Source organism: Variovorax trehalosi (assembly GCF_051216415.1).
Taxonomy (GTDB): Bacteria; Pseudomonadota; Gammaproteobacteria; order Burkholderiales; family Burkholderiaceae_C; genus Variovorax.
Window position 1 is genome coordinate 771,828 of the sequence record NZ_JBPJZG010000002.1, and the last position, 21,419, is coordinate 793,246.

At 67.1% G+C, this 21,419-nt stretch carries 22 protein-coding genes and 1 tRNA gene; 12 read left to right on the forward strand and 11 right to left on the reverse strand.

Going from position 1 to position 21,419, the window contains the following annotated elements:
• The first annotated feature begins 14 nt into the window (after nt 1-14).
• From boxB to ACSFA7_RS11670, 3 genes are read left to right on the forward strand one after another with little or no spacing between them, the layout of a single operon-like run.
• Entirely contained in the window at nt 15-1,442 is a 1,428-nt protein-coding gene (gene boxB / locus ACSFA7_RS11660; protein ID WP_435499488.1) for a benzoyl-CoA 2,3-epoxidase subunit BoxB, read from the forward strand.
• A gap of 50 nt (nt 1,443-1,492) precedes the next feature.
• Nucleotides 1,493-2,782, forward strand: a complete 1,290-nt coding sequence (gene boxA / locus ACSFA7_RS11665) for a benzoyl-CoA 2,3-epoxidase subunit BoxA (protein WP_435499489.1) — start codon at nt 1,493-1,495, stop codon at nt 2,780-2,782.
• Nucleotides 2,783-2,792: 10 nt separating this feature from the next.
• Nucleotides 2,793-3,236, forward strand: coding sequence for a MaoC family dehydratase (locus ACSFA7_RS11670; RefSeq protein WP_206176535.1), 444 nt, complete (start codon nt 2,793-2,795; stop codon nt 3,234-3,236).
• 58 nt (nt 3,237-3,294) lie between these two features.
• Here ACSFA7_RS11670 and ACSFA7_RS11675 read toward each other — a convergent pair whose 3' ends face one another.
• Nucleotides 3,295-3,813: an adhesin gene (locus ACSFA7_RS11675; protein WP_435499490.1), complete on the reverse strand. Its 519-nt coding sequence runs from the start codon at nt 3,811-3,813 to the stop codon at nt 3,295-3,297.
• A 265-nt stretch (nt 3,814-4,078) separates the two neighbouring features.
• Here ACSFA7_RS11675 and ACSFA7_RS11680 point away from each other — a divergent pair, with 265 nt between their 5' ends.
• The 3 genes from ACSFA7_RS11680 (at nt 4,079) to ACSFA7_RS11690 (ending at nt 5,576) form a co-directional block, all read left to right on the forward strand.
• Nucleotides 4,079-4,540 carry an Rrf2 family transcriptional regulator gene (locus ACSFA7_RS11680; RefSeq protein WP_435499491.1) on the forward strand — a complete coding sequence of 154 codons (462 nt, stop codon included), beginning with the start codon at nt 4,079-4,081 and terminating at the stop codon, nt 4,538-4,540.
• Nucleotides 4,530-5,435, forward strand: a complete 906-nt coding sequence (locus tag ACSFA7_RS11685; protein WP_435499492.1) for an NAD(P)/FAD-dependent oxidoreductase — start codon at nt 4,530-4,532, stop codon at nt 5,433-5,435. The genes ACSFA7_RS11680 and ACSFA7_RS11685 overlap by 11 nt, the downstream gene beginning before the upstream one ends.
• Before the next feature lie 65 nt (nt 5,436-5,500).
• Nucleotides 5,501-5,576, forward strand: a tRNA-Gly gene (locus tag ACSFA7_RS11690).
• Nucleotides 5,577-5,638: 62 nt separating this feature from the next.
• Here ACSFA7_RS11690 and fahA read toward each other — a convergent pair.
• From fahA to ACSFA7_RS11725, 7 genes are read right to left on the reverse strand one after another with little or no spacing between them, the layout of a single operon-like run.
• Nucleotides 5,639-6,961 (reverse strand): fumarylacetoacetase, encoded by a 1,323-nt coding sequence (fahA, locus tag ACSFA7_RS11695; RefSeq protein WP_435499493.1) that lies wholly within the window; start codon nt 6,959-6,961, stop codon nt 5,639-5,641.
• A 19-nt stretch (nt 6,962-6,980) separates the two neighbouring features.
• The gene (locus tag ACSFA7_RS11700) at nt 6,981-7,787 is read right to left on the reverse strand and encodes a cyclase family protein (RefSeq protein WP_435499494.1); all 807 of its coding nucleotides are present in this window, start codon (nt 7,785-7,787) and stop codon (nt 6,981-6,983) included.
• Between the two features lie 49 nt (nt 7,788-7,836).
• The gene (locus ACSFA7_RS11705; protein ID WP_435499495.1) at nt 7,837-8,628 is read right to left on the reverse strand and encodes an ABC transporter permease; all 792 of its coding nucleotides are present in this window, start codon (nt 8,626-8,628) and stop codon (nt 7,837-7,839) included.
• Nucleotides 8,625-9,395 (reverse strand): ABC transporter permease, encoded by a 771-nt coding sequence (locus ACSFA7_RS11710; RefSeq protein WP_435499496.1) that lies wholly within the window; start codon nt 9,393-9,395, stop codon nt 8,625-8,627. Before ACSFA7_RS11710 ends, ACSFA7_RS11705 begins: the two co-directional genes overlap by 4 nt.
• Entirely contained in the window at nt 9,388-10,245 is an 858-nt protein-coding gene (locus tag ACSFA7_RS11715) for an ABC transporter ATP-binding protein (RefSeq protein WP_435499497.1), read from the reverse strand. Before ACSFA7_RS11715 ends, ACSFA7_RS11710 begins: the two co-directional genes overlap by 8 nt.
• Entirely contained in the window at nt 10,242-11,189 is a 948-nt protein-coding gene (locus ACSFA7_RS11720) for an ABC transporter substrate-binding protein (protein ID WP_435499498.1), read from the reverse strand. The genes ACSFA7_RS11715 and ACSFA7_RS11720 overlap by 4 nt, the downstream gene beginning before the upstream one ends.
• Nucleotides 11,186-11,917 (reverse strand): TetR/AcrR family transcriptional regulator, encoded by a 732-nt coding sequence (locus ACSFA7_RS11725; protein WP_435499499.1) that lies wholly within the window; start codon nt 11,915-11,917, stop codon nt 11,186-11,188. The genes ACSFA7_RS11720 and ACSFA7_RS11725 overlap by 4 nt, the downstream gene beginning before the upstream one ends.
• 100 nt (nt 11,918-12,017) lie before the next feature.
• Between ACSFA7_RS11725 and ACSFA7_RS11730 the strand changes: the two genes are divergently transcribed.
• Together ACSFA7_RS11730 and ACSFA7_RS11735 are read left to right on the forward strand one after the other, a co-directional pair.
• Entirely contained in the window at nt 12,018-14,012 is a 1,995-nt protein-coding gene (locus ACSFA7_RS11730) for an acetoacetate--CoA ligase (RefSeq protein ID WP_435499500.1), read from the forward strand.
• 8 nt (nt 14,013-14,020) lie between these two features.
• Complete coding sequence (locus ACSFA7_RS11735) at nt 14,021-14,473, forward strand: YbaY family lipoprotein (RefSeq protein WP_435499501.1); 453 nt, start codon at nt 14,021-14,023, stop codon at nt 14,471-14,473.
• Nucleotides 14,474-14,480: 7 nt separating this feature from the next.
• Here the strand turns inward: ACSFA7_RS11735 and ACSFA7_RS11740 are convergent, their stop codons facing one another.
• Complete coding sequence (locus ACSFA7_RS11740) at nt 14,481-16,448, reverse strand: adenylate/guanylate cyclase domain-containing protein (protein ID WP_435499502.1); 1,968 nt, start codon at nt 16,446-16,448, stop codon at nt 14,481-14,483.
• Nucleotides 16,449-16,633: 185 nt separating this feature from the next.
• Nucleotides 16,634-17,347: a 2OG-Fe(II) oxygenase gene (locus tag ACSFA7_RS11745; RefSeq protein ID WP_435499503.1), complete on the reverse strand. Its 714-nt coding sequence runs from the start codon at nt 17,345-17,347 to the stop codon at nt 16,634-16,636.
• Nucleotides 17,348-17,465: 118 nt separating this feature from the next.
• Here ACSFA7_RS11745 and ACSFA7_RS11750 point away from each other — a divergent pair, with 118 nt between their 5' ends.
• From ACSFA7_RS11750 to ACSFA7_RS11760, 3 genes are read left to right on the forward strand one after another with little or no spacing between them, the layout of a single operon-like run.
• A complete protein-coding gene (locus tag ACSFA7_RS11750; RefSeq protein WP_435499504.1) occupies nt 17,466-17,813 on the forward strand; it encodes a hypothetical protein in 348 nt (115 codons plus the stop codon).
• The gene (locus ACSFA7_RS11755) at nt 17,810-18,631 is read left to right on the forward strand and encodes a zeta toxin family protein (RefSeq protein WP_435499505.1); all 822 of its coding nucleotides are present in this window, start codon (nt 17,810-17,812) and stop codon (nt 18,629-18,631) included. Before ACSFA7_RS11750 ends, ACSFA7_RS11755 begins: the two co-directional genes overlap by 4 nt.
• A 4-nt stretch (nt 18,632-18,635) precedes the next feature.
• Nucleotides 18,636-19,166, forward strand: coding sequence for a GFA family protein (locus ACSFA7_RS11760; protein ID WP_435499506.1), 531 nt, complete (start codon nt 18,636-18,638; stop codon nt 19,164-19,166).
• Here the strand turns inward: ACSFA7_RS11760 and ACSFA7_RS11765 are convergent.
• Nucleotides 19,129-20,031 carry a LysR substrate-binding domain-containing protein gene (locus ACSFA7_RS11765; protein WP_435499507.1) on the reverse strand — a complete coding sequence of 301 codons (903 nt, stop codon included), beginning with the start codon at nt 20,029-20,031 and terminating at the stop codon, nt 19,129-19,131. The two genes, ACSFA7_RS11760 and ACSFA7_RS11765, sit on opposite strands and share 38 nt — an antisense overlap.
• A 185-nt stretch (nt 20,032-20,216) precedes the next feature.
• Here ACSFA7_RS11765 and ACSFA7_RS11770 point away from each other — a divergent pair, with 185 nt between their 5' ends.
• Nucleotides 20,217-21,416 (forward strand): acyl-CoA dehydrogenase, encoded by a 1,200-nt coding sequence (locus tag ACSFA7_RS11770; RefSeq protein ID WP_307604197.1) that lies wholly within the window; start codon nt 20,217-20,219, stop codon nt 21,414-21,416.
• The last annotated feature ends 3 nt before the right edge of the window (nt 21,417-21,419 follow it).

Consider the following 21,419-nt stretch of genomic DNA (forward strand, 5'->3'; position numbering starts at 1 on the left):
CCCAAGGAACAACGATGAGCACGATCAACTACAGCGAGAAGATCCCCAACAACGTCAACCTCGGCGAAGACCGCACGCTGCAGCGCGCGCTCGAAGGCTGGCAGCCCAACTTCATCAACTGGTGGGACGACGTGGGTCCCGATGGCTCGACCAACCACGAGGTGTACCTGCGCACGGCCGTGAGCGTCGATCCGCAGGGCTGGGCGCAGTTCGGCCACGTGAAGATGCGTGACTACCGCTGGGGCATTTTCCTGAACCCGGGCGATGCCAACCGCGAGATCCACTTCGGCGACCACAAGGGCGAGAAGGCTTGGCAGGACGTGCCTGGCGAACACCGCGCGAACCTGCGCCGCATCATCGTGACGCAGGGCGACACCGAGCCCGCATCGGTCGAGCAGCAGCGCCACCTGGGCCTCACGGCGCCGTCGATGTACGACCTGCGCAACCTGTTCCAGATCAACGTGGAAGAAGGCCGCCACCTGTGGGCGATGGTCTACCTGCTGCAGAAGCACTTCGGCCGCGACGGTCGCGAAGAGGCCGATGCGCTGCTGCAGCGCACCTCGGGCGACGAGAACAACCCGCGCATCCTGGGCGCCTTCAACGAACGCACGCCCGACTGGCTCGCGTTCTTCATGTTCACCTACTTCACCGACCGCGACGGCAAGTTCCAGCTCTCCGCGCTGGCCGAGAGCGCGTTCGATCCGCTCGCGCGCACCACGAAGTTCATGCTGACCGAAGAGGCGCACCACATGTTCGTGGGCGAGAGCGGCGTCTCGCGCGTGATCGCGCGCACCGCGCAGGTGATGAACGAGCTGAAGACCGACGACGTGCAGAAGATCCGTGCTGCGGGCTGCATCGACCTGGGCACGATCCAGCGCTACCTGAACTTCCATTACAGCGTGACCATCGATCTGTTCGGCGCCGACCAGTCGAGCAACGCGGCCATCTTCTACAGCTCGGGCCTGAAGGGCCGCTACGAAGAAGGCAAGCGCACCGACGACCACGTGCTCAAGGGCCAGACCTACAAGGTGCTCGAGGTGAAGGACGGCCAGCTCGTCGAGAAAGACGTGCCGATGCTCAATGCGCTGAACGAAGTGCTGCGCGACGACTTCATCAAGGACTCGGTGGCCGGCGTCGGCCGCTGGAACAAGGTGCTGGAAAAAGCCGGCATCCCGACCCGCCTGGTCGTGCCGCACAAGGCCTTCAACCGCCAGATCGGCGCGCTCGCCGGCATCAAGATGTCGCCCGAAGGCCGTGTGGTGAACGAGATCGAATGGGCCGCCAAGCGCGATGAGTGGCTGCCCAGTTCCGAAGACTTCGCTTTCGTGGCATCGTTGATGGGCCGCGTGGTGGAGCCGGGCAAGTTCGCAGGCTGGATCTCGCCGCCGGTGATGGGCATCAATCGCCAGCCCGTCGACTTCGAGTACGTGCGCTTCGGCTGAGCGCCTGGATATGAATCCCTCGCCCCCACGGCGAGGGGATGGAGAACAACATGGACATGGCCGTTGAAGCCGGGGTCATCAAGCAGCACCTGATCGACCCCGAGATCTGCATCCGCTGCAACACCTGCGAGGCCACCTGCCCCGTCAATGCGATCACGCACGACGACAACAACTACGTCGTGCGGGCTGACGTCTGCAACGGCTGCATGGCCTGCATCTCGCCGTGCCCGACGGGCTCCATCGACAACTGGCGCACGATGCCGCTCGTGCGCGCGTACACGATCGAAGAACAGCTCACCTGGGAAGAACTGCCCGCGGAGTTGACGCCCGAAGAGCTCGAAGCCGCGGGTGTTTCCGCCGACGCGGACGATGAGGCGGCAGCAGCACCCGCTGCAACGGCGCCGACGCAGGTCGTCGCGGTCGAGTCCGTCGAGGCCGTCTTCAATTCCGCGCAGTACGGCGCCACCGTGCCCCCGTGGTCGGCCGCGCATGCGTACACCAACCTGTTCCCGCCGAAGACCCCGACGACCGCGACCGTGGTCGGCAACTTCAACTGCACAGAAGCCGGCTTCGACAGCGAGACGCACCACATCGTGCTCGACTTCGGCGTGGTTCCGTTCCCTGTGCTGGAAGGCCAGTCGATCGGCATCGTGCCGCCGGGCGTCGATGCCATTGGCAAGCGACACCATGCGCGCCAGTACTCGGTGGCGAGCCCCCGTAACGGCGAGCGGCCGGGCTACAACAACGTCTCGCTCACCGTGAAGCGCGTGACCGAGGACCACCAGGGCGACCCGGTGCTCGGCGTGTGCTCCAACTATGTGTGCGACCTGAAGGTGGGCGACACGGTGCAGGTGGTGGGGCCCTTCGGCGCCTCGTTCCTGATGCCGAACCACCCCAAGTCGCACATCGTGATGATCTGTACCGGCACCGGCAGCGCACCGATGCGCGCGATGACCGAGTGGCGCCGGCGCCTGCGCAAGAGCGGCAAGTTCGAAGGCGGCAAGCTCATGCTGTTCTTCGGCGCGCGCACGCAGCAGGAGCTGCCGTACTTCGGCCCGCTGCAGTCGCTGCCCAAGGACTTCATCGACATCAACCTGGCGTTCTCGCGCACGCCGGGGAGCCCTAAGCGCTACGTGCAGGACCTGATGCGCGAGCGCGCCGCCGACCTGGCCGCGCTGCTCAAGGATGGCAGCAGCCACTTCTACGTGTGCGGCTTGAAGAGCATGGAAGAGGGCGTGGTGCTCGCGCTGCGCGACGTGGCGACGGAAGCGGGGCTCGATTGGGACACGGTCGGCGCTTCGCTCAAACGCGAAGGCCGCCTGCACCTCGAAACCTACTAAGCTGCGGCGAATGCTGTTCGCCGACTTCCATGCAGGCCAGGTCATCGAGGCCGGACCCTACGTGCTCACCGAAGCCGAGCTGGTGCAGTTCGCCAAGGCGTACGACCCGCAGTGGTTTCACACCGACGCGGAGGCCGCGGCGGACAGCGCCTTCGGTGGACTGATCGCGAGCGGCTGGCACACCTGCTCGATCGCGATGCGCCTGGTGGTCGAGGCGGCACTGAAGGGCTCGGAATCTTTCGCGTCGCCAGGGCTCGAGCATGTGCGCTGGCCCAACCCGGTGCGGCCCGGCGATGCCTTGCGGCTCGTGGCCGACGTGATCGAGGTGCGGCGCTCCGAGAAGCGGCCGACGCTCGGCATCCTGCGCTGGCAGTGGCGGCTCTTCAACCAGCGCGATCTGATGGTGCTCGACGCGGAGGTCACGAGCCTTTTCAGGCTTGAAGTGTCCGGCTGATACGCGAAGAAAAGCCCGCAACGCGCGAGCGCTGCGGGCTTGTGCCCATGAGGCGTGGTTACTTCGTGATGTCGACCGCGCTCGAGCCCTTGGCCTTGCCGCTGGCCTTCGCGCCCACGCCGGTGCCCGATGGCTTCACCGCGCCGCCCGCCGAGCCGACCGCGCCGGTCGCGCCGTTCAGCGTGCCGCCGACGGTGTTCGTGAGGCCACCTGTAGCGCCTGTTGCTGCGCCGGTCGCACCGCCCACGGCGCCCGTGGCACCGCCGACCGTGCTGGTCGCGTTGCCCACGGCACCTGTCGCGCCGCCGACCACGCCCCCGACCGTGTTGCCCAGGCCGCCCGCTGCGTTGCCGGCACCGCCATTGGCCGATGTGCCTGCACCCGCTGCGGCGCCGGTGCTTGCGCCTGCCCCTGCGCTGCCTTGCGCCGGTGTGGCCTTGACTGTGCCCGATGTATTCACATCGGCATTCACGCCCACGCCGACCCCAACGCCCTGTGCCTGAGCGAAACCGCTCATGGCAAGAAGGCCTGCGAGCAAGGCGCCGACGAAGATGGATTTGTGTTGTTGTTGCTTCATGGGTGACTGTTCCTTTCGTTTGAATGGTCACTGACAAGAACCGGCTTTGGGCCAGTTCGGTCGCTACCGTGACCACCTCGCACCATGTCGCCGTGTGCGGGGGCTTCGCTCTCGCTTGTGGGACGTGTCCGTCGTCGGAAACGAAGGGCTGTGCGTTAGGGGCGCCTTTCGTTCACGGGGGGTCGCATGGCGCAAACCTTCCACCCGGCAGGGTCAAAGAGACCCGCTGCCAGCATCGGCGATTTCATGCAACTAATAATGTTGCATGAAACGAGACAGCAAGCTTTCCGGCGTTCTCCACGTGCTGCTGCACATGGCCGAGATGGACGAGCCCGTCACCTCCGAAGCACTCGCAAGCGCGATGCATACCAACCCGGTCGTGGTGCGCCGGCTCATGGCGGGCCTGCGGCAGGCGGGCTTCGTGAGTTCGGCCAAGGGCCACGGCGGCGGCTGGGTGCTGTCGTGTTCGCTGTCGCGCGTGACGCTGGGCGACATCCACAACGCCGTCGGCGCGCCCGCGCTGCTGGCCATGGGCAATCGCACCGAGAGCCCCGGCTGCATCGTCGAGCAGGCCGTGAATGCGGCGCTCGACGATGCCTTCGACGAGGCCGAGGCCTTGCTGCTCAAGCGTTTCAACAGCATCACGCTGGCCGATCTCTCGAAAGACTTTCATCGGCGCATGACAGGCGGCGGCTTCACCAGGAAGGACATTGAACATGCGCTATGACGCTCTCGTCGTGGGCGGCAGCTTTGCCGGCCTCTCCGCTGCCATGCAGCTCGCGCGTGCACGCAAGAACGTGTGCGTGGTCGACGCGGGCGCGCCGCGCAACCGCTTCGCCGCTGCCGCCCACGGCTTCTTCGGCCAGGACGGCGTGCCGCCGCTGAAGATGATCGCCGACGCACGCGCCAAGCTCCTGGCCTATCCGAACGTCACTTTCATCGAAGGCCGCGTGGCGAGCGCGCAGGCCGATGGTGCGGGCGGGTTCGTCGCATCGCTCGATGGCGATCTGCAGCTGTCGGCCGGCAAGCTCCTCCTGGCCTTCGGTGTGCAGGATGGCTTTCCGGACGGCATCGCCGGCATGCGCGAACGCTGGGGCACCAGCGTGCTGCACTGCCCCTATTGCCACGGCTACGAATTCAGCGGCCGCAGGCTCGGTGTCCTGGTCGAAGCCCCGCACCCGCCGGAGCACGCGATGCTGATCGCCGAATGGGGCCCGACCACGCTCTTCCTGAACGGCAACAACACGGCGGACGACGAGACGCGGGCCAAGCTGCAGGCGCGCGGCGTGACGATCGAGCCGGGCCGCATCGCCGCGCTGGAGGGGCCGGCAACGGACCTGTCAGGCATTCGCCTCGAAGACGGCCGCATCGTGCCGGTCGAGGCGCTGTTCATGGTGCCCCGCACGCGTCCGTCGAGCCTCATTGCCGAACAGCTGGGATGCGCGTTCGACGACGGCCCGGCCGGCCCGGTGATCCGCATCGATGCGATGAAGATGACCACCGTGCCCGGCGTGTTCGCCGCGGGCGATGCGGCCATGCCGATGCACAACGCCACGCTCGCTTCCGCCGATGGCGTGATGGCCGGCACGTCGATGCACCGCGCCATGGTGTTTGGCGCTTGACCCCACTTTTTTCTCGGGCTCGGGAAAAACGGGCTCCGAGCCCTCTATAATTCGACGCTCGAAATGCGGGAATAGCTCAGTTGGTAGAGCGCAACCTTGCCAAGGTTGAGGTCGAGAGTTCGAGACTCTTTTCCCGCTCCACATTTCATGCAAAAGGCCACCTCACCGGTGGCCTTTTCTTTTGCGCCGCGTCGGACGCGCGTTCAGCCCTTCGCCGGCAACACCGTGCCGCGGCTCTCGCCGAACCCGATGCGCGCATGCCCCGGCTTCTCGCACCAGCCGCGCAGCAGCACCGCGTCGCCATCCTCGATGAATGCGCGCTGCTCGCCATTGGCCAGCGCCACGGGGCTCTGCCCCGCACGCGCCAGTTCGATGATCGCGCCGGCCTCGCCTGGGCCCGGCCCCGAGATCGTCCCGCTACCGAACAGGTCGCCCGCATTCAGCTTGCAGCCACCCATCGTGTGGTGCGCCACCATCTGCGCCACGCTCCAGTACTGGTGCCTGAAGCTCGTGCGCGACAGCCGCGAAGGACCGCTCTTGTCATCGCGCGCCTTCCCGCTTTCGAGCCACACCTCCAGGCTGATGTCGATCGCGCCGCTTTCGCGATTCGCCTTGCTCTCCAGATAGTCGAGCGGCTGGGGCTCGTCGGCCGGCCGCGTCCAGGCCTGGCGATAGGGGGCGAGTGCTTCCATCGTCACGATCCACGGCGATATGGTGGTCGCGAAATTCTTCGCAAGGAAGGGCCCGAGCGGCGCCATCTCCCAGAACTGGATGTCGCGCGCCGACCAGTCGTTGAGCAGGCAGATGCCGAAGATGTGCTCCTCGGCGCGTTCGAGCGGAATCGGCTCGCCCGCCGCATTGCCTTCGCCGATCCACACGCCGAGTTCGAGTTCGTAGTCGAGCCGGGCGCACGCGTGGTACGTGGGCGCCTTCGCGCCCGGTGCCATCGTCTGTCCCATCGGCCGGTGAAAGCGCTGCCCGCTCACGCCGATGGTCGAGACGCGCCCGTGGTACGCCGTCGGAATCCAGCGGAAGTTCGGCGTCACGTCGCCCTCGGGGTTGAACAGGCGCGTGATGTTCAGCGCATGGTCGATCGATGTGTAGAAGTCGGTGTAGTCGCCGATGCGCGCGGGCACGGTGTATTCAACGTCGGTTTGCGGCACCAGGCACTTGTGCAGGTCGTCCACCGTCGCGGCGGGCGCATCGCTTCGCAGCAGCGCGAAGACCGCATGGCGCAGGGCCTGCCAGGCGGAGGGGCCGAGCGCGAAGAAATCGTTGAGGGCGGGCAGGGCGGCGACCCGCGCCGCATCGAGCGCGAGCCCGTCGACATGCGAGCCCGCGGCCAGCGCCGCGAGGTCGAGCACCTGGTCGCCGATGGCCACGCCGCCGCGAAACGGCTCGGGGCTGCCGATGCGGCGGAACTCCGCATACGGCAGGTTCTGGATCGGGAAGTCGGTGCCCGCCGCGTTGGCGGTGTCGACCCAGCTGCGGGCGCTGGCGTCGTGCGTGTGGTTGAGTTCGATCATGGGCGAGGTTTTCTTTCGTTCAGACCGACGCCATCAGCGCGTCGTCGAAGATCGCAACCGCACGCGTCCAGCCCGCCGAGGCCCCGCGGATCTTGTGCGGAAAGCAGCTGATGAAAAAGCCTGTGGGCGGCAACACCTCCAGGTTGTGCAGTTTCTCGATGTGGCAATAGCCGATGTCTCGGCCGGCCTTGTGACCTTCCCAGATCAGTGAGGCGTCGTGCGTCTCGCCGTACTTCTTCGCGGTGTGCACGAAGGGCGCGTCCCAGCTCCATGCGTCGGTGCCGGTGAGGCGCACGCCGCGCTCGAGCAGATACATCGTCGCTTCGTAGCCCATGCCCGCACCGGCCGAGACGTAGTCGTTGTTGCCGTAGCGGGAGCCCGCGCGCGTGTTGACCACCACGATCTCCAGCGGGCTCAGCGTGTGGCCGATGCGCTTGAGCTCGGCCTCGACATCCTCGGCTGTGACCACATAGCCATCGGCGAAGTGGCGAAAGTCGAGCTTCACACCGGGCTGGAAACACCATTCGAGCGGCACGTCGTGGATGGCGATGGCGGGCTTCTTCTCGCCGAGCGCCTTGTCCATGGTCGAGTGGAAGTGATAGGGCGCATCCAGGTGCGTGCCGTTGTGCGTAGAGAGTTGCACCAGCTCCACGGCCCAGCCTTCGCCGTCGGGAAGGTCCTTCTTCTTCAGGCCCGGGAAGAAGGGCTCGATCTGCTCGTAGGTCTGCTCGTGCGTGAAGTATTGGATCTTCGGCGCGAAGGCGGGCGGGTCGGAGAGCACATCGTTCTCGAGAAAGATCGAGAGGTCGACGAATTTGCGTGGCATGGCGGGGCTCCTTGTGGGGTGTTGGTGTTGGCTTGAAGGAATCGATCGGTCAGGGTTGCTGCCAGCGCAGCAGTCGTTTTTCGGCAAAGGCCAGCAGCGCATTGCTCACGAAGCCGATGAGCCCGAGCAGCACGATGCCGGCGAAAAGATCGCTGGCGCGAAAGGCACGCGCAGCCAGCAGGATGGCCTGCCCCAGGCCGCTCTGCGAGGCGATCATTTCGCCCACCACCGCGACGATGAGTGCAATGGTCAGCGCCAGGCGCATGCCGGCCAGGATGTCGGGCATCGCATTGGGCAGGCCCATCTTCCAGATGTACGCCGTACGCGACATCTGCAGGCAGCGCGCCACTTCCGCCAGGCGTGGCTCCACCGCCGCGAAGCCGTGCACCGTGGCCAGCAGCACCGGCCACATCGCGCCGAACGCGACCACGAACAGCACCATGCCGGGGTTGAGCCCGAAGATCGAAATCGCGAGCGGCAGCAATGCCGATGCGGGCAGCGGGCGAATGAATTCGAGCGTCGGCTGCACCCACGCACGCACCGCAGGCGACACGCCGATGGCCGCGCCCAGCACCACGCCGAACAGCGAGGCCAGCAGCCAGCCTTCGACCATGCGGCCGATCGTGGCCTGCGTGAAGGCGAGCAGTTCGCCATTGCCTGAATCGCCGGAGAGATTGAGCCCTTCGAGCAGGCTTGCAAAAGTGGCTTGCGGCGTCGGCAAAAACACCCGGCTGACCCAGCCCGCGTTGCTCGCGACCCACCAGAGCGCGACGAGCGCGCACAGCACGGCGAACGAACCGAGCCAGTTCAAGCCCGAGGGCGCACTGTCATTGCCGTTCATGCCATCACCCCCATGCGCCGCGAGACCGCGCGCTGCAACAGCACCATGCCCGCGTTGACCGCGAAGCCCACCACGCCGATCCAACCGAGCCACGCGAGCATCAGCGCGGGGTCGAAGCTTTGCTGCGCAATCATCATCGCGTAGCCCATGCCGTTGGGGTTGGCGGCAATCTCCACCGTCACGGCCACCACCAGCGCCACCGCCACGCCCAGGCGCAGCGCGACGAACAGGCGCGGCACGATGGCCGGCAGCACGATCTTGAACGCACGCTCGCGCGTCGAAAGGCCGAGTACGCGGCTCACTTCGAGCAAGCGCGGCTCGATCTGCTGCACCGCCGACTGCACCAGCACCAGCAGCGGCCAGAAGGTGGCGAAAGCGACGATGGCCAGTTCCATGCGTACGCCGAAACCGAAGGCCAGCATCGCGAGCGGAATCAGCGCGACCGAGGGCACGGGCCGCAGCACCTCGATGGAGACCGAGCCCAGCTGCGCCGCGCGGCGCGAGAGACCGAGCACCAGGCCCAGCGCAATGCCCAGCACGGCGCCGATCAACAAACCGAGGGCCGCAGTGCCAAGCGTGAAGCCGGTGGCATGCCAGAGCGAGCCGTCGAGCGCAGCGTTGATGAAGGCCTTGGCGGCTGCGCTGGGCGGCGCGAGCGCATCGCTGCCCAGTGCCGCAGCGCGTCGCGCGTACCACTCGAAGGCCCCGACCAGCACCGCGGGAAACACCCACGGCCGCAGCCAGCGGAAGAAGCGGCCTTCAGTCATGACCTTGCTCGATGAAGGCGAACAGCTCACGCCGCAACTGCAGGTATTCAGGATGCTCCTTGGTCGTGAGCTGGTCGCGCGGGCGCGGGATCTTCACGTCGATCATCCGCGCAAGGCTCGGCCGCCCGGGGCCGGGATTGGCCTGCAGCGCGATCACGCGGTCGCCGAGGTAGATGGCTTCTTCGAGGTCGTGCGTGACGAACAGCACCGTGAGCCCGTCGTCTCGCACCAGCCGGGCGAGCTCGTCCTGCAGGCTCTGGCGGGTGAGCGCATCGAGCGCACCGAAGGGCTCGTCCATCATCATGAGTTCGGGCTTCTGCGCGAGGCAGCGCGCGATCTGCGCGCGCTGCTGCATGCCGCCCGAGAGCTGCACCGGAAACTTCTGCGCATGCTTCGCGAGGCCGACCTTGCCGAGCACATCGGCGATGCGCGGCGCGCGTTCGGACGCGGGCACGCCGGCCGCTTCGAGCGCGAGGCTCACATTGCCCTCCACCGTGCGCCACGGCAGCAATGCACGGCCGTAGTCCTGGAACACGAAAGCCACTTCGCGCGAAGGCTCGGTCATCTTCACGCCGTTGCGGCGCACTTCACCGGCACTGGCCGTGACCAGGCCGCTGGCCGCGCGCAGCAGCGTGGTCTTGCCGCAGCCGCTGGGGCCGACGATGCAGACGAACTCGCCGCGCGCCACGTCGAACGAAGTGGGCGACAGGATCTCGCGTCCGCCAAGGCGGATGGCGACGCCGTCGAAGCGCAGGAAGGGTGTGGCTTGCATCGTGGAACTCGTCGGCGAACGCGCGGCGTTTGCGGAAAGCGCGGCGCGCGCGGTGATCGGAGCAGGAGCGGAAATCACTTGGTGATCAGCTTCGCAACATCGATGTTCGTCTTGAGCATGTCCTGCTCTTTCATCAGCCCGGTCCAGTAGCCCAGCTGCTTGTCGGTGACGACCGGACCGGGCGGCGAAACCTGCACCTTGGCCAGCACTTCGGGTGGCAGCTTGATGTACTTGCCGATGGCCGCGCGCACTTTCGCGTCGTTCTTTGCCTGCTGCATGAAGCCGGCGGACTCGACCAGCGCTTCGCGAAAGGCACGCGCCGTCGCGGGGTTCTTCGCGACCCACTCGCGCTTGGCCGCATGCACGATGGTCTGGTTGTTCTCGGGCAGGAAGGTCGAGTAGTAGGAGGCCACGTAGCCGGCACCGCTCTCGGTGATGCGGCTCATGAACGGATCGGCCGACACCACCGCGTCCACCGAGCCGCCGCGCAGCAGGTCCGCGTGCTGCGGGAACGAGGCTTCGACGAAGTTGACCTTGCGGTAGTCCACGCCGCTGTCTTTCAGCCATGCGCGGAAGGTCACGTGCAGGAACGCACCGAGCCCCGGCACGCCGATCTTCTTGCCCACGCAGTCCTGCGGGCTCTTGATGCCCGAGCCCGCGCGCGCCACCAGGCCGAAGCCGGTGAAGGTCTTGGAGGTGAGGCCGCCGCCGGCCACCAGCACCAGGTCGAGCCCGCCGTCCACCGCTTGCAGGAACACCGAGGGCGTGGGGCCGCCGATCTGCAGCGAATCGGACTGCAGCGCTGCGGGAATCGTGGAGTTGAGCGGAATGAACTTGAGCTCGACGTCGAGGTTGCGCTTCTTGAAGTAGCCCTCCTCGGCCGCGACGAAGACGGAGGCGAAGTCGCTCACGGCCGTGTAGCCGAACACGATCTTCGGATGGGACTGCTGCGCGCGCGAAGGCAGCGCAGCGGCAGCCGATGCGGCCGCGAGCGCCGACAGCAGGGTGCGTCGTTTCATCATGTCTTTTGTCTCCGGGTGGGGGTCTTCTGTGTACGCGGGGTCTTGGGCCTGGGCAGCGCGGCGCGCAGGCCGCCGACGATGAAGTTCACCAGCATTGGCGCCACGGCCGGGTCGGCACGCTTGTTCTCGCCGCGAGAGAGCCGTTCGATGCGACTGTCGTTCAGGTGGTGCAGCAGCGCGCCGAGCGCGAACTGGTAGCCCCACGCGACCTGCGCGCGCGTGGCGTGCGGCAGCGCGACGTGCAGCGCATCGATGTAGGCGGCGGCCAGCGGGTCGAAGTAGCCGCGCAGCACGCGGTCGGCTTCCTCGGTCGCGTGGTAGAGCTCGCGCGCCACCAGCAGCGCGTAGTACTCGCCCTCCGAACTCGCGCGCAACGCGAGCACGGGCGCGGTGAAGGCTTCGATGATGCGCGGCAGCGTGTGCGCGTCGTCGGGGTCGTTGTCCACTTCCGCGAGACGCGTGAGGCGCTCCTGGATGGTGTGGCTCCAGTGTTCGAAGATGGCGTGAAAGAGCTCGTGCTTCGGCCCGAAGTAGTAGCCCACCAGCGCGAGCGGCACGCCGGCTTCCTCCGCGATCTGCCGGATCGTCACCGGGTGGTAGCCGTGCTGCGCGAACAGTTTCTCTGCGGCCAGCAGGATGGCCTGGCGGCGGTCGGGCCGCCCGGCTTCGGCGGAGATGGCCGCGGCACGCGGGGCATTGCGTCTGGCGGTCGGGGTGCGGGTGTTCATGGGAGCGTATTGAACGCCTGTACAAAAATGTTGAACACACGTACAAACCCTGAGGTCAACCCTCATTGAGCACGGTCGTTCGCGGCGCTACGCTCGGTTCATGCCTGCTCCCAACATCCCCCAGATTCGTCTTTATCAAAACTGGCTGCGCGAGACACGCGGCCTCTCGTTCGACACCTACGACGCGCTGTGGCGCTGGTCCGTCACCGACCTGGATGCCTTCTGGCAAAGCATCTGGGACTACGCCGACTTGCAGTCGCCCACGCCGCACAGTGCTGTGCTCGCCGAAGCCCGCATGCCCGGTGCGCGATGGTTCCCCGGTGCGCAGGTCAACTACGCGCGCGAGGTGCTGCGCCATGCCGATGCGGCGCACGCGGCCGGCATGCCGGCCATCGTGAGCGACAACGAACTCGGAGAAGTGCGCGAGCTGTCGTGGTCCGAGATGCGCCGCCAGGTCGCCGCGGTCGCGCTCACGCTGAAGTCGCTCGGCGTGCAGCGCGGCGACCGTGTGGCGGCCTACATGCCCAACGTGCCCGAGACCATGGTTGCGTTCCTCGCGTGTTCCAGCATCGGCGCGATCTGGAGCGTGTGTGCGCCCGACATGGGCACGGCCGCGGTGGCCGACCGCTTCCGCCAGATCGAACCCAAGGTGCTGATCGCCGTCGACGGCGTGCACTACGGCGGCAAGCCCCTCGACCGCAGCGCCGTCCTGCAGGAGCTGCGCGCCCAATTGCCGAGCGTGCAGAAACTGCTGCTCGTGAAGACGCCCTTCGCCGCAAGCCCCGTCGCGCACGATGTCGACTGGACCGAAGCCACCGCGCGCAACGACACCGAAGTCGCCGCCTTCGAACCCGAGTGGTTGCCCTTCGACCACCCGATCTGGATCGTCTATTCGAGCGGCACCACGGGCCTGCCCAAGCCCATCGTGCACGGGCAGGGCGGCATCCTGCTGACGATGCACGCCTGCGGCTTGCACAACGACGTGGGCGCGAGCTACGGCGCCAACAACTTCGGCGAGCGCTACCACTGGTACAGCTCCACCGGCTGGGTGATGTGGAACTCGCAGCTCTCGGGCATGGCCTTCGGCGCCACCATCTGCATCTACGACGGCAACCCGGCGGGCAGCAAGGAGAAGCCCGACTGGAGCGTGCTGTGGCGCTTCGTCGCGCGGCACAAGGTCACCTTCTTCGGCGCGGGCGCGGCCTACTTCACGAACTGCATGAAGGCTGGCATCGTCGCGAAGGAATGCGGCGACCTGTCCCGTGTGCGCGCGCTCGGCAGTACCGGCTCGCCGCTGCCCGACGAGGTGCAGCGCTGGGGCTCGCAGCAGATCCTCGATGCGGGCTCGAAGGAGGTCTGGTGGTGCAACATCTCCGGCGGCACCGACTTCTGCGGCGCCTTCGTCGGCGGCAACCGCGAGCTGCCCGAGGTGCCGGGCCAGATGCAGTGCCGCGAGCTTGGCCATGCGGTCGAGGCGTGGAACGAGCAGGGCCTGCCGGTCATCGGCGAGGTCGGCGAGCTGGTCTGCACGAAGGCCATTCCGTCGATGCCGCTCTACTTCTGGGGCGACGAGGGCAACGCGCGCTACGTGTCGAGCTACTTCGACACCTACCCCGGCGTCTGGCGCCACGGCGACTGGATCAAGATCGGCGAGGACGGCGGCTGCATCATCTACGGCCGCAGCGACGCCACCATCAACCGGCAGGGCCTGCGCATGGGCACCAGCGAGATCTACAGCGCGGTCGAGGGCCTGCCCGAAGTGCTCGACTCGATGGTGGTCGATCTCGAATACCTGGGCCGCGACAGCTACATGCCGCTCTTCGTGGTGCTGCGCCCGGGCATTGCGCTCGACGAGGCGATGCGTACCCGGCTCAACAACGCCATCAAGACCTCGCTCTCGCCGCGCTTCGTGCCCAACGACATCTTCCAGGTGGCAGAGATTCCGCGCACGCTCTCGGGCAAGAAGCAGGAGCTGCCGATCAAGAAGCTGTTGCTGGGCCAGCCGATCGAGAAAGTGGTGAACCGCGAGGCGATGGCAAACCCCGGAAGCCTCGATTGGTATGTCGCGTTTGCTGCGCAGCGTGCCTCCGCATAATGAGCGGGATGAAAAGACGTACCAGCCTTCTCCTGCTTTCCGCCGCAGCCGGCGCCTCGTTGCTGAGCGCCTGCGCATCGCCTTCATCTGCATCGAAACCCGCACCGCCCGCAGCTTCGTCGCTGCGCGTGAGCGGCACCGTCGCGTACCGCGAGCGCATCGCCCTTGACCCCTCGGCCGAGGTCGTGGTGCAGCTGCTCGACGTGTCGCGCATGGATGCGCCTTCGGTCACGCTCGCCGAGCAGCGCATCAAGGCCAATGGCAAGCAGCCGCCCTTCGCTTACGAGCTGCAGGTTGATGCCGCGCGCATCGATCCGCGCATGCGCTACGCGGTGTCGGCGCGCATCCTGCGCGGCGAGCAATTGCTCTTCATCAACGACACGCAGTACCCGGTGCTCACGCAGGGCAACGGCACCACTGCCGACCTGGTGCTGGTGCGCGTCACACCGTCGCCGCGCTGAACGACGCTCAAGGCTTCATCAGCTCGTAGAGCACCATGCGCGTCTGGCGGCCGCGCAGTTCCACCAGCTCCTCGATGCGGCGCGTGCTCAGGCGCCCCTTCAGGCCGGCGAAGGTGTCTTCCGACACCAGCGTCTGCGTCCCCAGCTGCTTGTTGATGCCCTCGATGCGGCTCGCCACGTTGATGACGTCGCCGAACGCCGTGTACGACAGCCGGTCGTTCGAGCCCAGCACCCCCGCGATCACCACGCCGGTGTGGATGCCGATGCGGGTGCGGAACTCGGGCAGACCCCGGGCGCGCCACTTGTTGTTGAGATCGGCCATCTGCACATGCAGCTGCAGCGCGGCCAGGCAGGCGCGGTACTCCGCATCCTTCAGGTCTGCGGGCGCGCCCCACAGCACCATGATGCCGTCGCCGATGAACTTGTCGACCACGCCGCCGTAGCGCGCGAACACGCCGGTCGCGAGGTTGAAGTACTCGGTCAGCATGCCCACCAGCACGTCGATGGGCAGCGACTCCGAGATCGAGGTGAAGCCCTCCACGTCGGTGAACATCACCGTCACGCGGCGCGATGCGCCATTGGGCGCGAGCGAATGCCCTTCGGCGACGAGCTGGTTGATCACGTCCACCGGCACGAACTTGCTGAATGCCTTGAGGCTGCGCGCCGAGTCGTCCAGCGCCTGGTCCAGGTGCTGTATCTCCAGCACGCGGCTGGGTTCGCGCGGCAGGTTGTCCAGCTCCAGGAGGCCGATGCGGCGCGCGATGCGCGAGAGGTTCTCCACCGGCGAGGTCACCAGCTTGGAGAGCTTGAGCGACATGAACAGCGCCAGCGCCAGGAACATCAGCGCCAGCAGCAGCCCCCAAAGCACCGCGCGGCGCAGGTCCCCCAGCACCATGTCCTCGGGCACCCAGCTCACCAGCTCCCAGCCCGTGGACGGGATCAGCGAGGTCTGCACGAGGTAGCGCCTGCCGTCGAAGTCGACGGAGAAGGTCGCATCGCTGTTGCCGTCCGTGGTGCCATCGGCCGCCGTGTGTTCGTGCATTTGCGCATGCAGCGCGCCGAGGACGCCCGTGGGCGGCTCCAGCCGGTGCAGCACGCCCGGCGTGTCGCTGCGCGCCAGCACCTGGTGGTCGGCACTCAACAGGGCGCTGTGGCCATAGCCGTTGCTGCTGAAGAGCCGCACGAACTCCGACAGGCGCCCGAGCGAAACGTCGCCTGCCACCACCAGCGCCTTCGGGCTGCCCTCGGTGTAGCGGCGCTCGCTCGGCTCCGCGTAGGTCACGCCCAGTTCCTGCGCCGCGGCGAACACATAGGGCTGCGTCCATATCGGCCCCTGCATCTTGTTGGCCTGTCGGAACCAGCTGCGGGCGGTCGGGTTGTAGCTGCTGCGAAAGGACTCGATGCGCTGCGTGGCAAAGCGCTGCTGCGCATCCAGCTCCGCGCCGAGGGGCCGCTTGTACTGCCAGGTCTCGGTGGTGAATTCCGCGCCGAGCGCGATGTGCCGGATCGCGGGCACCGGATAGCGCAGCGCCATCAGCATCTGCCCGCTTTCGTTGGCCACGTACAGGCTGTCGAGTTCGGGGGACTGCTGCAGCAGTGTCCAGAGCAGTTCGGCGGTGCGCTCGGAATGTTCGCCCGCCGGGCTCAAGCTCGGCGCGCTTGCGACGGCGCCGACCACCGACTCGGCCTTCGCCAGGAAGGCGAGCACCTTGTCCTCGGTCCGGTCATGGGCGGCCCGGTGCGCGGAGGTGCCGATGTTCGACACCAGCCGCTGCGAGCCCCAGTAGCCGAGCGAGACCAGCAGCAGCGACTGGGCCAGGGCCACCGCGCTGACGATGGTGCCCACGTCGACCCTGAAATGGCGCGAGCGCCGGGGTGGGGCCTCGAGCCCGGCGGCCGGCGGCATGCGCACGCCAGCGGGTTCAAACGGCGGCTTTCCCGCCACATCCGGAGATCCGGACGAGTTCATGTTCATACAGCTCCCTGTCGACCACTCGAGCACATCCGCTGCGGGTCGGCCGCGGATCGGCGCCAGGATTGCCCGCCGTTCCGATCGTTGGGTGTCGGAAATTCTGGCGGACGCGCCTGGCGCGACAGGGATTTTGCGCGACTTCGGCTTTTTCGTGCATTAGTGCACGGTCGTGCGGGAGCTGGGAGTTGTCAGCGCGCGTCGTGGAAGATGAGGCCCACCGTGTGCCGGCGCCCCGAGCGCAGGCGGCTCACGCCGTGGCGCATCGTCACGCGGTAGGTGCCGCGCGTGCCCGCCACCGGGCGCTGGTTGACCGCGAAGATCACGGCCTCGCCCTGCACGAGCGACACCACCTCGGCGCGCGACTGCATGCGCGGCCGCTGCTCGGTCAGCACGAACTCGCCGCCGGTGAAGTCCTCGCCCGGCCGGCTCAGCAGCACCGTGAGCTGCAGCGGAAACTGCAGGTCGCCGTACAGGTCCTGGTGCAGGCAGTTGTAGTCGCCCTCGTCGTAGCGCAGCAGCAGCGGGGTGGGGCGCAACTGGCCCGCCGCATGGCAGCGCGCGAGATAGGCGGCGTGATCGGGTGGGTAGTCGGCTGGCTGGCCCATCGCGCTCGCCCAGGCATTGGCCAGTGGCGCAAGGCGTTCGTACAGCGCGCTGCGCCACGTCGCGATCAGCGATGGCAGGGGGTTCGCGAAGTACTGGTACTCGCCCTGGCCGAAGCCGTGGCGCTGCATGACCACGCGGCTGCGGAAATGGCCGCTCTCGTCGTACATCGCGGCGAGCTGGGCGCACTCCTTCGGGGTGAAGAGCTGGCCGGTGACGGCGCAGCCGCGGGTGGCGAGATCGGTCTCGATGCGGGGCCAGTCGAGCGCATCGATGCGGGAAACGGGGGGTGTCGTCATGTCCGCAGTGTCACGCCGCGCCGCGAGCATGGCTCGCCGTTTTCGGACGCCGGTATGTCATCGCGGCCTTTGGCACGCAGGGGAGTGGGCATCGGCGCTTTTGAGCGATCATCCGGCCATGGCAAGAGAAAAAACCACGGCACGCGAAAGTGCCACCGCGCAGCTGGTCCAGGGCCGGCCGGTGGCGACGCTGGGGCGCGGCATGACCTTGATCAAGACCGGCAGAACACCACGTCCCGTCGTCCGTCCCGAGGACAACACGACCGTGCTGCTGAAGAAGGCGGCCCGCGCGCTCAACAAGCCCGGCATCGACAGGTCGGTCGTTTTCCGCGGGCCCAACGCGGCCCGGATATTCGCCTACTACGCCGACCCGCAGGACCCGACCCGGGTCGTTCGCGAAGCGGCCGACGGCACGAAGGTCGTCGGCAGCCTGGTCGACGGAAAGTTCCGCGCGAGCAAGGCGTGAGCCGCCGTCCCCCGACGCTGGAAAAGCTCCTCGACCAGACGCGGGGTCCGCGTCCGGTGGCCTTCGTTCTGGCCGGCCACAACGGCGCTGGCAAATCCACGCTCTGGTATTCGCGCCTGGCCGGGTCGCTGCGCATGCCGCTGATCAACGCCGACCGGATGATGATGTCCATCCTGCCGGACGCCGACCCCAAGACCGGCCACATCCCCGCCTGGGCCCAGCAGCTGCGCGACGACGACGAGAAATGGCAGGTGCTGTCGCAGGAGGGCGTGCGTGCCTTCAAAAGCCTGGTGATGGACCAGCGCATGCCCTTCGCATTCGAGACGGTCTTCTCGCATTGGCAGCCGTTGCCCGGCGGCGGCCACGCATCGAAAGCCGACGACATCCGCGCGATGCAGCAGGCGGGCTACTTCGTGGTCTTGCTCTTTGTGGGGCTGGTCTCGGTGGACATGTCCGTTTTTCGCGTGAGCACCCGCAAGCAGCAGGGCGGTCATGACGTGGACCGCCAGAAGCTCGTCGAGCGATTTCCCCGCACGCAAGCTGCGGTCGGGCATGCGACGCAGATCGCGAACATGACGCTCATGTTCGACAACAGCCGCTCCGAGAAAAATGCGTTCGCGCTGGTGCGGGCGCAGGCCCGCAAGAAGATCCTGTTCGACGCGCGAGACCCGCAGTTCGACGTCGATCCGGCACTGCGGGCCGTCTGCGATCCGTGGCTCGGGAAAGTCACCGGGCCTTTCAAGGCGCGCCGAAAACCCCCAGTGAAACCACCGGCGAAAAAGGCGACACCGCCGGTTCCATCAAGCACCAAGAAGTAATCCCATGAGCACACCTGGACACACGGCCGATCAAGGCACCGACGACTGGCAACTCCCCTGGGAAGGCGGCTGCCGCTGCGGCCAGGTGCGCCTTCGCATCACGGCGCCGCCGCTGCTGTCGATGGCCTGCCACTGCACCGGCTGCCAGCGCATGAGCGCGAGCGCCTTCTCGCTGTCGCTCGCCGTCCCGACGCCGAGCTTCGAAGTCGTCGCGGGCGAGCCCGTCATCGGCGGCCTGCACGGCGACTCGCATCACTATTGCTGCCCGCACTGTAAGAGCTGGATGTTCACCCGCACCGAGGGCATGGACGAGTTCGTCAACATCCGGCCCACGATGCTCGACCGCCATGAATGGTTCGTGCCGTTCATGGAAACCTGGACCGACGAGAAGCTGCCCTGGGCCACAACGCCCGCGGTGCACAGCTTCGGCAAGCTGCCCGACTTCGAGGCCTTCCCGGCGCTGATCCAGGCCTATGCGAAAGAGGGCGCGCGGCCGATCAGCCCTGGCGCGCCTGCCCCAGCAGCCAGTCGCTGAAGAACTTGAGCAGCGGCCGCTGGTCGGCGCGCTCCGGCGTCACGAGGTAGTAGTTGCGCTCGCCCGAGAGCGGTCGCGCGCATGCCACCACCAGCTCGCCGCGCGCGAGCTCGTCGGCCACCAGCATCGTCGGCATCAGCGCCACGCCGAGACCGTGCGACGCGGCCGCGGCGAGGATGGAGAACAGCTCGTAGCGCGGACCGCCGCGCGCGTTGGGCGCATCGATCTGCTGCGCATCGAACCACTGGCGCCAACCGTCGGGCCGCGTGCTCTGCTGCAGCAGCGGCATCTTCGCGATCGCCGCGGGTGCCACTGCCTTGCCGCGCGGCAGCAGCGACGGGCTGCACACCGGCACCACGTCTTCATGCATCAGCAGCAGCGCGCGCGTGCCGGCCCAGTTCTCGACCTGTGCGGGCGTGCCGGCGTAGAGCGCTGCATCGAATTCCGCGTCGGCAAAAAGAAAAGGGCGGGTGCGCGTCTCGATGTGCACCACCACGTCGGGCTGCAGCGCGGCGAATCCCTTCAGCCGCGGCATCAGCCAGCGCGTGGCGAAGGTCGGCACCGCGGCCAGCGAGAGCGAGCCGCCTTCGCCTTGATGGGCCATGGCATCGAGCGTGTCGCGCTCCATCGCTTCGAGCCGCTTGGTGATCTGCCGCGCATAGGCCGCGCCGCTCGCGGTGAGCGCCACGCCGTGCCGCGTGCGGCGAAAGAGGGCGACGCCGAGGAAGGCTTCCAGCGTGCCGATCTGCCGCGACACCGCGCTCTGGGTGAGCGCGAGTTCCTGCGCGGCGCGGGTGTAGCTCTCGTGGCGCGCGGCGGCGTCGAAGCACACGAGGGTTTGCAGGGGTGGGATCTTGCGGCGCATGTATGCCTCGGGTGTATGTATGGAGACATGGCCTCATCAATGGAGAGGCCGCTCGAACATCTTGCAAGACATTCTACAAGCGCATATCTGGGTGAGGATTCATCGTTTGCGCCCGCCCCCTCGCGTGGCTAGGATCGCTCCCATCCCCCTCTTTTCTCTTTTTTCCCTCTTTCCGGAGACAGCACATGGCCGCCAAAGCGCAATTCCACTGGGACGATCCCCTTCTTCTCGACCAGCAACTGACCGACGAAGAACGCATGATCCGCGACGCGGCCAATGCCTACTGCCAGGAGCGCCTGGCGCCCCGCGTCATCGAGGGTTTCCGCACCGGTGAAACCGACCCCGCCATCTTTCGCGAAATGGGTGCGCTCGGCCTTCTCGGCCCGACGATCCCCGAGCAGTACGGCGGCCCCGGCCTCAACTACGTGGCCTACGGCCTGATCGCCCGTGAAGTCGAGCGCGTCGATTCGGGTTATCGCTCGATGGCCAGCGTGCAGAGCTCGCTGGTGATGGTGCCGATCTTCGAATTCGGCACCGAAGCGCAGAAGCAGAAGTTCCTGCCAAAGCTGGCCACCGGTGAATGGATCGGCTGCTTCGGCCTGACCGAGCCCGACCACGGCTCGGACCCCGGCAGCATGGTCACCCGCGCCAAGAAGGTGCCGGGCGGCTATTCGCTCAGTGGCGCCAAGATGTGGATCAGCAACTCCCCCATCGCCGACGTGTTCGTGGTGTGGGCCAAGGAAGTCAGCGAAAGCGGCACGGTCGGCCCGATCCGCGGCTTCGTGCTCGAGAAGGGCATGAAGGGCCTCTCGGCCCCCGCGATCCACGGCAAGGTGGGCCTGCGTGCCAGCATCACCGGCGAGATCGTGATGGACGGCGTGTTCTGCCCTGAAGAAAACGCCTTCCCCGAAGTGCAGGGCCTGAAGGGTCCGTTCACCTGCCTCAACAGCGCCCGCTACGGCATCTCGTGGGGCGCCATCGGTGCCGCCGAAGACTGCTGGCACCGCGCCCGCCAGTACACGCTGGACCGCAAGCAGTTCGGCCGCCCGCTCGCCGCCAACCAGCTCATCCAGAAGAAGCTGGCCGACATGCAGACCGAGATCACGCTGGGCCTGCAAGGGAGCCTGCGCCTGGGCCGCATGAAGGACGAAGGCACGGCCTCGGTCGAGATCACCTCGATCATGAAGCGCAACAACTGCGGCAAGGCCCTGGACATCGCCCGCCTGGCGCGCGACATGATGGGCGGCAACGGCATCAGCGACGAGTTCGGCGTGGCGCGCCACCTGGTGAACCTGGAAGTGGTCAACACATACGAAGGCACGCACGACATTCATGCCCTGATCCTGGGCCGCGCCATCACCGGCATCGCAGCTTTCGCGAACTAAGAA